The sequence below is a fragment of the Paenibacillus sp. FSL M7-0134 genome, assembly GCF_038007865.1.
GTDB lineage: Bacteria > Bacillota > Bacilli > Paenibacillales > Paenibacillaceae > Paenibacillus > Paenibacillus polymyxa_B.
Genome location: NZ_JBBOXV010000001.1, coordinates 2776478 through 2789066, shown reverse-complemented (window position 1 = coordinate 2789066; position 12589 = coordinate 2776478). Strand labels below are relative to the sequence as shown.

Genomic DNA, 12589 nt, shown 5'->3' with positions numbered 1-12589 from the left:
CCCGAACATGAATATCATTGAAATATTAAAAGAAGTTGGTCGCGGCAAAAGGGGCGCCCGGGATCTGAATTACGCCGAAGCCGAAGCTGCTGCCGAACTTATTATGACCCAGTCAGCAACCCCTGCTCAAATCGGAGCTTTCTTTGCCGCGGAGCGCATTAAAATGGAGAGTGTTGCCGAGTTGGAAGCATTTGTAAACATCTGCCGTAAATATACCCATCGCTTTCCGATGCAGGAAGGGATTGATTTCGCCGGTCCGTACGATGGCAGAAAGTCTTCATTTATCGCCACCTTCGCAACGGCCTTTCTACTCGCCTCATGCGGAATTCCTGTAACGATGCATGGCAGTGCACCTCTCCCTCCCAAATGGGGTGTTACGCTCCCGCTTTTACTGCAGGAAATGGGGGTAACGTCCCGGAACATGACACGTGAAACCGCCATTCATGCCGCGAAGCTGACTGGTGTACTGTTCGTTGCCTCCGAACAGTGGTGCGCGCCCCTGCGAGATATGCGGCCCATTCGCGAAGAGCTGGGGCTTCGCACAGTGCTGAATACTGCCGAGAAACTGGTTGATTACGGTTCTTCCCCGTATATTGTATTCGGCGTTTTCCACAATACTGTGTTCGAGAAGACGGCAAAACTCATGCAAAATCTGAATTACCGCAGGGCTCTGATCGTCCAGGGGAGCGAAGGATCGGAGGATCTGTTCATCGATCGGCCGACCCGGACTTACCTGCTTGCTAACGGCGAGGTATCACTACAGGTTATTGATCCGGAAATGTACGGGCTGGATTCGGTGGTACCAGAGCATAACTGGACCCCCGCTGAACAACTACGCATTACGGAGGAAGTGCTACAAGGCACAGCTTCTATAGCCTTTTCGAATCAAGTGTTACTCAACAGTGCGGTCCGACTGTTCGTTGCAGGGCGAGTCGACTCCATAGAGGAAGGTTTGTATACCTGCAAACCGCTGTTAGAAAACGGGGACGCCTGGGGTTTGTATTGTCACTGGCGGGAAGCTATGCTCAGAAAAGAAATAAAAACGGGAGCAAGCATATCCGAAACCCGATTGCATTTATAATTATTGGCGTCACGCAGTCTAGGGATTGCGGGCCCTAAACTATCCAAGTCAAATAGGCCAGCCCCTCACTCATACAAAGGGGGCTGGCCTTTTATGCAAAGAAAAAGTCACTTACTCAGTCCTGCTCTAGAACTCAGACCATTCCCCATTATCTGCACTTGTTGCAACTGCAGCCAGATGAAGGGGACGGATACGCACAGCAGCCGTTTTGAAGCCAGGCATCCGGCAGAACGGATCAAGATCGGGTCGAGTCGCCCGATTTACATTTTGTATCCCACCCCAATGCATGGGCACGAAGAGCGTATCTTCGCGGATATGTGGTTTGATCCGGCTGCGGACAGTGAAGCTACCGCGCTGTGATGCTATTTCTACCCACTCCCCGTCCCTGATATGCCAGCGTCGCGCTGTCCGCGGATGAATTTCCACATAATTTTCAATCTCTCGCGCGGCCAGCGACGGACTTCTGCGCGTTTGTGCACCGGTCAAATAGTGAGCCAGCACGCGGCCGTTCGTCAAAATAAGCGGGTACTCCTCTGATATCTCCTCTCCTGCTCCACAGCTTTCAACCACCGTAAAAACAGCCTTTTGATCGGAATGGGCAAAGGTTTCCCGAAACATCGTATCCATACCGGCTCTGTCCGTAGACGGGCATGGCCAATATACCCCTTCTTCACGACGCAACCTGTCATATGTGATCCCATAATAATCGGCAGGACCGCCCCGGCTGGCAAGCCGCAGTTCTTCAAAGATATGCTCAGCATCCCTGTACGAGAAATAGCTGCCCTTGTTTAGCTTTGCAGCTACCTGACACAAAATGTTCCAGTCATCTCTAGCCTCGCCTGGTGCGGACCTCGCCGCTTCCCGTAGCAGAACGCGGCCCTCCAGATTGGTCATCGTCCCCGTATTCTCCAAATAAGACGTCACAGGCAAAACAACGTCGGCCATCCGCGCGGTTTCAGTGAGAAACATATCCGCCACAACCAGCAGATTCAGCTTTTTGAGGGCTTCCTCCACCAGCCGGACATTCGGGTTAGATACAACAGGATTAGAGCCCATCACGAACAAAGCTTGGATTTCTCTCTGATGGACAAGCTCCATCATTTCATAGGCGGACACTCCCTTACCCGGTAAACTGCTTGGTTTTACTCCCCACACGGACGCCACATAGGCTCGATCTTCTTCATCCTCAATTGATCTGTAACCAGGAAGCTGGTCAGCCTTTTGGCCGTGCTCTCGCCCCCCTTGCCCGTTTCCCTGACCTGTAATAGCTCCATAACCGCACCCTTCCCTTCCAATCTTGCCAGTGGCCAGCACCAGATTAAGAAATGCACGCACCGCCATATGTCCATCTGTCTGCTGTTCAACACCCCTGGCCGTAAAAACGATGCCGGTCTCCACACTGCCAAAGGCATGTGCTGCCTGCTGGATCATTTCTACCTCAATTCCGCACAACGCAGCCGATTCGCTCAGATCCACACCCTTCAAATGAGTCAACAGCTGATCATAGCCGTTGGTCCGCTTGCGGATAAACTCTTCATTCGCAAATCCTTCGTCCACGATGACCTTTAGCATGGCATTAGCCAGCACAGCATCCATACCTGGCTTGATTTGCAGGTGCAAATCGGCAGCCGCCGCCGTTGGTGTCGCGCGCGGGTCAATTACAATGACAAACGCGCCGTTTTCCTTCGCCTGATGAAAATAAGGCATTAAGGTCGGCTGGCATTCAGCGATATTCGTGCCTGCAAGCACAATACAACGAGCCAACGGAATATCAGCTAGTCTGCAGGTCAGTCCGCGATCAACGCCAAACACTTTACTGCCAGCGGATGCCGCTGCCGACATGCAGAAGCGCCCGTTATAATCGATATATCGCGTACCTACAGCCACCCTGGCAAATTTACCGAGTAAATAAGTCGTTTCATTGGAGAGTGAACCTCCACCGTAAATTCCGATTGCATCGGGACCCTGTGTGGACAGTAGCGTAGAGAAACTGCTAGCTATAGTATCCAACGCCTCCTCCCACTTGACGGGAACAAGTTTGCCCTCTTTGCGTATGAGGGGCTGTACCAGCCTTTCCGCATGAGTCGCATGCTGATGCGCATTCATTCCCTTGATGCACAGCCTACCCTGCGAGGCTGCATTAGCCTTCCCTTCCGCCTTATACACTGTACGGATGATACCCGCAAGTGTCTCCGTACCCGCACTAACGGTCATCTTACATTGCACGCTGCAAAACGGGCACTGCGTATCCATTACTGACGATACATGTAGCCCAGCTTCCGGTTTGCCTTCTCCTGACTGACACATCAAAGTCACCTCCCCTTCGCCATTTTTCGGAATTTTATTGTCTGCACACGATAGAATATCGCCACAACTGAACTCAACCCATCACATCATCCTGTCAGCATTGTGGTCCGCAGGCTACCCGCCAGTCCACTTCGAAGAGCAGCGTCAAGCACACTTTCCCGTAATGCCAGAACGCCAGTCCTTTCAATCCACTCCCACATTTTCTCCCCATACCGGGCACTATGTCGGTATATTTGCAAGCAGGCTACAGCCATCAGGACCGCTTCTGCCGGGTCTTCCTCCAATCCAAGCAGCTGCCCCTGGCGAACTGGATGCTCTGCATGGCCACCGGCATAAACCTCCCAGCCTACTGGAGATCGGGATATTCCAATATCGTGGACAAGTACACCTGCCGGATACGCCGATCCAGGACAAATAGCAACTGTAACCAACGCGGGCAATGCGAGACTTCCCCATAAAGTTACCAACCGCTCTCTGAGCCAGGCTACTTCTACAAATGCCTGATCCATCAGGTCCGACTCAACAAAAGCCCGATTCTCGGCATTTAGGTTCGTAACGCGCAGATCCGCAGAGGGCGCTTCTCCTCCGTACTGCGGTGTGACCTGAACCACAACACCAGCACCTAATGGATTTGTCGCAGATCTGTCGCGCAACCCAAGGGATTCCAAATAATAAAGTACAGCCGGCCGACACAATTCACACCCCTGCTGTCTAGTCCAACCGAGACGGGACACTACTTCATCTGGAGTCTGACAGGCTGCGTCCACCATAGCTGTTTTAAGCGAGTCATGATCGTAATGCGTACATCCACACACAGGGACTACTTCTTGGGCGGTCGGAGTAACTACAGGTCCGGAAACTGTCGATTGGGACAAACTATTTTTGACCAGTGCAGCCACCAGCGGCCGACAGCCCCCACAGGAACCGGATGCTTTGGTCCGGCTCTTCACCTCTTCCACCGTCTTCAGCTTATCCGTAGTGATCGCTCGCAAAATAGCCCCCTTACTCACGCCGTTGCACGCACATACCGTTTCCTCTTCCGGCAGTGCGGCTGCCGCATCCTCCGCTTTGCTTCCGCCGTTATCCCGGGATGTTAGCTCTGTAGCGGGTGCGCCGCGCTGTACCATTCCGAGCAGCGAGGTGCTTTCCGCCGTATCTCCGAACAAAATGGCGCCAGTGACAGCACCGCCGTGCATCATCACTTTTTTATAAACCTTCAGCATCCCGTTATATTCCATGACTGCTGTCTCGTTTCCCTCATCACGAATGTCTCCTGCGGAAAACACATGGATTCCCGCTACCTTGAGCTGCGCATACGGAACCGTCCCTTCATAGGGAGCCGTTTCACGACCACAAATAACTTTTGCCAGCACTTTGCCCTGCTCATATAGCGGCGCCACTAGCCCGTATGAAATCCCGCGGTGCTCAGCACATTCGCCGACGGCATAAATACCAGGAATACTCGTGCGCATATAATCATCCACGACAATGGCACGGTTTACGGTCAGACCGCTGTCCTGAGCTAATTCGATATTCGGTCGGATACCAACCGCCAGCACAACCAAATCCGTTTCCAACCTGTCCCCGTCCGCAAACATCAATCCTTGCGCCCTGTTTCGGCCTATGATGTTGACCGTTTCCTTCGCCAAATGAAACCTCATGCCCTGTTGCTCCAGCTTTCGCTGCAGAAGCACAGCCGCCGTCCGGTCAAGCTGACGGTTCATAAGACACTGCGCATTATGAACAACCTCAGTTTCCATCCCTAGATTCAGTAGGCCTTGAGCGGCTTCAAGTCCTAACAGCCCCCCTCCGATAACCGTGGCCTTGCGGTATGTTTTGGCATATCTCGCCATGGTTTCACAATCATTCACATCACGAAAAGCGATTACTCCCTGTTTTCGAGCTCCGGGAATGGGCGGCATGAAAGGCAATGAGCCCGTTGCCAATATGAGCATGTCATAAGGTTCTTTCATACCGGATTCCGTTTCCACCATCCCGGCTGCAACATCAATACGACAGACGCGTTCACCCGCGTACAACTTTACCCCGTTCTCTTCATACCAGTCCCAGTCATGGGTAACGATATGTTTAAATGAGCTCTCCTCCTGAAGCATTTTGGACAGGAGCACTCGGTTGTACCCGGGACGGGGCTCTGCACCAAATATCGTGATTTGGAACCGCTCTGGCTCCAAAACGAGTATTTCCTCCACACATTTGATGCCTGCCATACCGTTGCCGACGACGACCAGTTTTTTCATCATATTAAACCAGCCCCATTCTCCGAATAAAATAAGACAGAAAAAGCCCTTCTCCATTCAATGGAAAAGGGCACCGTTGCCGTAAATGTCGGCACATCATTGTGCCGATATGTATCTAAGATTACTGAATTGTGAATGTCATGTCAATATTTAATACATGAATGCTATATTTTTTGCCTTATATTTAATTTTTTTGCGATTTTGTGTTACGTATATTGACATAAAACAGATCCTTTTTTATAATTTGATTAAAATCACTCCAACGTGATCATACCAAGTCGACTCACAATGAGGTGTGTCAACCACGGCAATGAAGCCGCAAACCGTTTCCTAGATACCATGTAGGGGCGATTTGCGGCTTTTTCATGTTCAAATTACATTTTGCAGACAAAGAACAACAATTAGAACAGGAGAGATGGAGAATGAACAAAAAAAATTTCTGGAAAAGCGGACACAAGCCCACCCTATTTGGCTCCTTTCTGTATTTTGATATCAGTTTTATGATATGGGGAATGATCGGACCGTTGGCCGTTGTAATTGCTAATGATTATCCAATGGACCCTGTACAAAAAGCCAATCTTGTTGCCCTACCCATACTCGGTGGTTCCCTGCTGCGGCTCGTGCTCGGATTCATGTCGGATTATATCGGTCCGAAGCTCACAGGGCAGATTGGTATGCTTGTTACGATAATCCCTCTCTTGCTCGGCTGGCTGTGGGTTGATTCGCTGGAGCACTTGTACGTTGTTGCCCTGCTCCTGGGTGTAGCCGGAGCATCATTTGCAGCTGCGCTGCCGTTGGCAAGTCAATGGTACCCCAAAGAGCATCAAGGCTTGGCTATGGGAATTGCCGGTGCTGGTAATAGCGGTACCGTCCTTGCGACTTTGTTCGCCAACCGCATTGCTCAACATTTTGGCAGTTGGGAAGCCGTTTTCGGATTGGCTATCCTCCCCATCTTAACCGTCTTCATTCTGTTCAGTATTTTTGCCCGCAACAGCCCTCACCGCCCGGCACCAAAAAGTCTGTCGCAATATGCTTCGGTGCTCAAACAGAGGGATGCCTGGGTATTCTGTGCCTTTTACTGCGTGACGTTTGGCGGATTCGTTGGTCTTTCTAATTATTTGACTATTTTCTTCAATACCCAATATGGCCTCTCCGCGGTACATGCCGCCGATTTTGCAACCGTTTGTGTGATTGCCGGAAGCTTCTTTCGTCCTGTAGGCGGCTTTTTGTCCGATCGGATTGGTGGTTCACGCATGTTAATGTACTTGTATGCGGGAGCCGGGATTATGCTCGCTGGCATTGCGTTTTTACCGCCACTTACCGTGGTAGTTGTGCTGCTGTTCGTAGGCATGATGTGCCTTGGCGCTGGCAACGGCTCCGTATTCCAGCTCGTTCCGCAGCGGTTCGGCAACGAAATCGGGCTCATGACCGGCATTGTCGGCGCTGCTGGTGGCATAGGCGGGTACTTCCTCCCCCTTATACTGGGTCATCTGTACAAATCAACGGGTTCCTATATGCCGGGCTTTATCTCTCTGAGCCTAATCACGTTCTGTGCCTTTACCCTCGTCATCATCATGCAATTGAAATGGCGTAACAGCTGGATGCGACGCTCTGCTACAGTTACTGATGAAGCCGTCAATCGCATCGGAGAATTAAATGCCTGATGTTCATTAAACATTGAGCTGCGAAGCATTGAATTTTGTCCCTCAACCATCCCTATAGCCAAAAAATAGCTTAACTTCGTTTATATAAAATGAAGTTAAGCTATTTTTCATGCACGCTTAATCGAACTACACCTAAAAAAACTATGATAATTATCACATTCAATCAAGATTTTCCGAAAATATCATGAAAATTAAATGAAATTTTCATTCAAAAAACATTGAAAATCGCTTTCATTTTCATAATTTTTCTTATGTAAACACTTATATAACCATTTTTCACACAACATACTTGTTCACTTGGTTTAAAATAAGGCGTATACTTGTTCACGAATTGTTCAAGGATTAATTAAATGTAATTTTTTAGAAAGAAGGAATTGGAAATGCGTGCTTTTCATTTTACGGAAGACGGATCTATCGAAACTAAATTAACCGGAAAAGATCTACTTGCCAACCCACTGCTGAATAAAGGAGTAGCTTTTACCCTGGAAGAACGGAAACAGCTTGGACTTGACGGTCTCCTTCCTCCTACGATATTAACTATTGAGGAGCAGGTTCAGCGGGTTTACGAGCAATTTCAGAGCCAACCGGATAATTTGCGTAAAAATGTTGCGTTAAATGATCTTTTTAATCGGAATACCGTTCTTTATTATCGTTTGCTCTCTGAGCACCTAAGCGAAATGCTCCCGATTGTTTATACACCAACAGTAGGCCAGGCTATACAGGAATACAGTCATGAATATCACAAGCCCGGTGGTATGTATTTATCTATTGATAATCTGGCGGGTATTGGAGAGGCTTTTAAGAATTTGAACCTAGACCCTGATGATATCGACCTGATCGTAGCCACAGATTCCGAGAGTATTTTGGGAATCGGGGACTGGGGAGTCGGAGGTATTAATATCTCTATTGGTAAGCTTGCTGTGTATACTGCTGCTGCTGGTATAGATCCTAGCCGAGTACTGGCAGTTGTTCTTGATGCAGGTACAAACAACGAGAAGCTATTGGAAGATCCTTTATATATGGGGAATCGTCATAAACGTGTACGTGGAGAACAATATGACCAATTTATTGACACTTATGTTCAAGCTGCACTTTCCTTTTTCCCGAATGCCCTGCTGCACTGGGAAGATCTGGGCAATGTCAACGCACGGAACATTATCAATAAGTACGGAAATAGTATTTTGACTTTTAATGACGATATTCAAGGTACTGGAGCGGTTACGCTCGCAGGTGTAATGTCCGGTGTTCAATTGTCCGGAATCCCACTGAGCAAGCATCGGGTTCTAGTCTTTGGCCCAGGAGCTGCTGGAATCGGCAATGCAGACCAAATTAGCGCAGCCATGATGCTGGAAGGACTGTCAGAAGCAGAAGCAAGACGTAACTTCTGGGCTTATGATTACCGTGGCCTGCTTACCAACGAAACAGAAGGACTTTTTCCATTCCAAGTCCCTTATGTGCGTGATGTTGCAGAATGCCGTGACTGGGAACATGCTGAGGATGGCAAAATCCCACTGCTTGAAGTCATTCGCCGCGTAAAACCGACGATTATGATTGGTACTTCCGGTGTTACTGGGGCATTTAGTGAGGAAATCGTTAAAGAAATGGCCAAACATACAGAACGTCCTATTATTATGCCTATGTCCAACCCGACTCCACTGGCAGAAGCAACTCCGCAAGATTTGATCCACTGGACCGAAGGAAAAGCCCTCATTGCAACAGGAAGTCCTTTTGAGCCGGTGATCTATAACAATATTAAGTTTGAAATTGGGCAATCCAACAATGCTTTCGTGTTCCCGGGTCTTGGTCTTGGCGCAATCGTGGTAAAATCCAAAATTATAACAGATAGCATGTTTGCAGCAGCTGCCCATGCAGTAGCTCAAATGGTTGATTTGTCGCAGCCTGGTGCTTCCCTGCTGCCAAAAATCAATGAATTACGCGAAGTATCTGAAGCGGTAGCCGTGGCTGTGGCCAAGGCAGCAGTTCAGGATGGAGTAGCGCGTCATCAACCGGACGATATCGCACAAGCGGTTCGAGATGCGATGTGGGACTGCAAATATAAACCAATCAAACAATATGGTCAGGAAGCGGTCCTGGTTTAAAAAATAGCGACAACATCAAATTTGTACTTGCATACGCAAAGTGATTATTTAACTGATGTCCGCCATTTTTGGCGGACATCTTCATTGGAGGCGACATCATGGCTACAGGTCATATTTTTATTATCTTAATTCCTATTTTCTTTGTCATTTTAATTGGTTATTTCGCAGGATTGTTTAAGGCTTTTAACCCTGCTTCTTCTAAGGGATTAAATACACTCGTGACGAAGTTTGCTCTACCTGCACACTTGTTTATTGGTATTACGACGACACCAAGAGAGACATTGATTCAAAAGTGGCCCTTTCTTGTGGCTTTGCTACTTGGTGTAATCGGCTTTTATATTGTATTGCTCATTGTTTATCGCTTAATTGCCAAAAAAGGCCTGACTGAATCCTCCATGTTCGCATTGAATTCAACACAGCCTTCTTTCGCATTCATGGGAATTCCGGTTCTGGGAAGCTTGTTCGGAAGTGCGGCAGTCGCCATCCCGATTGCGATTACTGGGATCGTCGTTAATGCCATTCTTGATCCGCTTGCAAGTATTTTGGGAACGGTCGGTCAGCGCAAAACAACAGAATCTGACGGCACTAAAGGCAACTTATTTAAAGTCACTATGAAATCAGTCCTTCATGGACTCAGCGAGCCGCTTGCCTGCGTACCCTTGTTTGGTGTCGTATTGACTCTATGTGGATTCCACGCTCCGAAACTTTTGCAATCCATGTTTGATCAAATCGGCAATATTACTGCTGGTACAGCCCTATTTGCCATCGGGGTAACCATTGGTATCAAAAAGATTACGTTCAGTCCAAAAGCACTTAGCATCGCTGTGCTGAAAGCCATCGTAATGCCTATAGTTATGCTCGGTATTGCTGTTCTGATAGGACTATCCCATGAGGATGTAACCAAAGCCGTACTGCTTGTCGCTTTTCCCGGCTCGGCTGTCGCCGCTATGATTGCTACCCGTTATGAAACACTGGAAACGGAAGCTGCATCTGCATTTGTTATTAGCTCAGTCTTATCGCTCATTTCACTACCCTTGCTCATTTCACTTCTTTTATAAGGGACAGAAACTTAAGAACCCTCAATGCAATCCAGGTATTTATAGGTATAAAGCATACCCGTTCGCTCTCATTTATCTTATTTTTTAAATATTGTTTGAACAATAAAATGATTTAGTAAGATTATTCGGAAAAACAACATAAAATCCAGTTTTGCCGACAAGCGGCGGTCCCATCGTTTCATTCTCTAGGGGGCCGCCGTTCTTTTTAAATAACCTTCTTCTCTCCCTTTTAATAAATACCTAACATTTAGAAAGCAAATTGTCGAAATATATATGGGGTAGGTTGTATATGAAACTAAATTGCTAATTCAAAGGAGAAGAAAACGTGAAAAACTTGAAGTGGAGAACTATGTCCTTTTTTGGTAAAAATCTATTAATCTCTTTTCTTAACATCGTATTAATAGGTGCTATTCTCATCACATCCAGCTATATACTTCAAAAGAACATTCTCACCACGCAGCTGCAAGACCAAGTTAAAGTATTGACTAAAAAATGGGCAGAAGATGTTGACAAAACAAAAGTACAACAAGCATTAAGCGAAAAAGATTATAACGGTTCTGCTCAACAGGATTTACGCAAATTCCTAGATTCTATCCACACATTTTATCCTAATGTTGCCCAAGCTTACATATTTGGCACAGAACTAACAGAAGGAAATCAAACTTCCATTATTGGCGTTCCCACAAATTTAGTCCAAGCTTTCCAAGACTTGAAGTTGGATATTGGGGATATGTATACTCTTCCTGACGAAAATGCACAAGCTGTAAATAAAATGCTTCAATCCAATAAATCATCATTGAGCAGCTTTTACTCGGACGAATATGGTACATGGACTACCATTGTTTACCCAATTACAGATGAAAGCGGTAAAATCACAAGTGCGATATACTTTGACGTAGACGCGAGCTCTGTACCTACCGGACTTCATAAATTGCTTGTATATGGTGTGTCATTGCTCATTCTGTTCCTTGCGATCTTCTTAACGATCCAATATTTATTGGTAAAACGGACCCTATCCCCGATTCGTAGCTTGATGAAGGGAATTGAGGAAGTCAGCGAGGGTAATCTGAATGTAAAAATCAAGACAGGCGAGGACGACCTTGGCATTATCAATCAAAAATTCAATTCTATGATCAAACGCCTTAACGATACAATGGTGAAAGTACAGGATACGACACAAGAGGTTACGGGATCTGCCCAGGAATTATTAAGCATTAGCGAGAAAAACAGTACGAATACGAACGTCATTAACAGCAATATTCAGGAAATAACCCAGGGACTTGAAGCTCAGGATCACGCAGCACTTGAAAGTTCCAGATCTATGAATGAAATGTCGACAGTTATCCAAACGATTGCCGAAAGCTCCTCTTCCGTAGCGGATCAAGCTTATTCTATGGAAAAACGCTCCGTTGAAGGCAATCAGGTAGCCCAGAAGCTTTCCGCTCAAATGGACTCCATCTCCACTACAATGGAAAGTACAGCTGATTCCGTTAATGCGCTGCAGAACCGTTCTAACGAAATCAGTAATATCGTCAGCATCATTACAGGCATTGCCAGTCAAACGAATCTGCTTGCATTGAACGCTTCTATCGAAGCTGCCAGAGTCGGTGAAGAGGGCAAAGGTTTTGCAGTCGTAGCGGGAGAAGTGCGTAATTTGGCTGAACAGTCTCAAGAGTCTGCCAAACAAATTGCAGAGCTCATTGAAGAAATCCAAAGAGAAATTGAGCAGACTGTAAAAGGCATCAGCCTTGGTACAAAAGAAGTTCACATTGGGCTGGAAGTTACGAAGCAGACAGGCGAAATGTTCTCTGAAATTTTAGATGCGTCTAATAAAGTGTCGTCACAAATTCAGGAGGTATCCAGCGCAACGGAGCAGATCTCGGCCAGCACGCAGGAAATGTCAGCTACCTCTGACGAGCTGTCTTCGACAGTTAGCAAAACAGTCGGCAGCAGTAAACAAATCGAGCATACCATTGGAGAACAGGCTGAGTCTATGGCTTCTATTGTCCAAGCTTCTGACAAGCTTACATTGATGTCCGGGGAGCTGGAAGAGCTCATTTCGTTCTTCAAGGTGAACCGGGAAGCCTAATTTTATAACTTCCAACTAATTCAAGATAACAAT

Annotated in this window: 7 protein-coding genes; 5 read left to right on the top strand and 2 right to left on the bottom strand. The window is 47.2% G+C overall.

The genetic code is table 11. The annotated features are described in order from the left end of the window. Positions 1-7: 7 nt before the first annotated feature. A complete protein-coding gene (locus tag NSQ58_RS12390) occupies positions 8-1081 on the top strand; it encodes an anthranilate phosphoribosyltransferase (protein ID WP_341057534.1) in 1074 nt (357 codons plus the stop codon). A gap of 126 nt (positions 1082-1207) precedes the next feature. On the opposite strand, the gene nasC is transcribed toward NSQ58_RS12390, so the two are convergent. Both nasC and nirB read right to left on the bottom strand, forming a co-directional pair. Beyond that, positions 1208-3388, bottom strand: a complete 2181-nt coding sequence (gene nasC, locus NSQ58_RS12385; RefSeq protein WP_341057532.1) for an assimilatory nitrate reductase catalytic subunit NasC — start codon at positions 3386-3388, stop codon at positions 1208-1210. An 86-nt stretch (positions 3389-3474) separates the two neighbouring features. Next, positions 3475-5649, bottom strand: coding sequence for a nitrite reductase large subunit NirB (nirB, locus tag NSQ58_RS12380; protein WP_341057530.1), 2175 nt, complete (start codon positions 5647-5649; stop codon positions 3475-3477). A 419-nt stretch (positions 5650-6068) separates the two neighbouring features. Here nirB and NSQ58_RS12375 point away from each other — a divergent pair, with 419 nt between their 5' ends. The 4 genes from NSQ58_RS12375 (at position 6069) to NSQ58_RS12360 (ending at position 12556) form a co-directional block, all read left to right on the top strand. Then, entirely contained in the window at positions 6069-7310 is a 1242-nt protein-coding gene (locus tag NSQ58_RS12375; RefSeq protein ID WP_076159425.1) for a nitrate/nitrite transporter, read from the top strand. A gap of 380 nt (positions 7311-7690) precedes the next feature. Next, complete coding sequence (locus NSQ58_RS12370) at positions 7691-9409, top strand: NAD-dependent malic enzyme (protein WP_023989354.1); 1719 nt, start codon at positions 7691-7693, stop codon at positions 9407-9409. 98 nt (positions 9410-9507) lie between these two features. Continuing rightward, positions 9508-10467: an AEC family transporter gene (locus tag NSQ58_RS12365; protein ID WP_025718424.1), complete on the top strand. Its 960-nt coding sequence runs from the start codon at positions 9508-9510 to the stop codon at positions 10465-10467. A 325-nt stretch (positions 10468-10792) separates the two neighbouring features. Further along, positions 10793-12556, top strand: a complete 1764-nt coding sequence (locus NSQ58_RS12360) for a methyl-accepting chemotaxis protein (RefSeq protein ID WP_023989356.1) — start codon at positions 10793-10795, stop codon at positions 12554-12556. Positions 12557-12589 lie beyond the last annotated feature (33 nt).

Coding starts and splice junctions, on each gene's coding strand:
- NSQ58_RS12390 (WP_341057534.1), top strand. CDS start 8: ATGAATATCATTGAAATATTAAAAGAAGTTGGTCGCGGCAAAAGGGGC.
- nasC (WP_341057532.1), bottom strand. CDS start 3,388: ATGTGTCAGTCAGGAGAAGGCAAACCGGAAGCTGGGCTACATGTATCG.
- nirB (WP_341057530.1), bottom strand. CDS start 5,649: ATGATGAAAAAACTGGTCGTCGTCGGCAACGGTATGGCAGGCATCAAA.
- NSQ58_RS12375 (WP_076159425.1), top strand. CDS start 6,069: ATGAACAAAAAAAATTTCTGGAAAAGCGGACACAAGCCCACCCTATTT.
- NSQ58_RS12370 (WP_023989354.1), top strand. CDS start 7,691: ATGCGTGCTTTTCATTTTACGGAAGACGGATCTATCGAAACTAAATTA.
- NSQ58_RS12365 (WP_025718424.1), top strand. CDS start 9,508: ATGGCTACAGGTCATATTTTTATTATCTTAATTCCTATTTTCTTTGTC.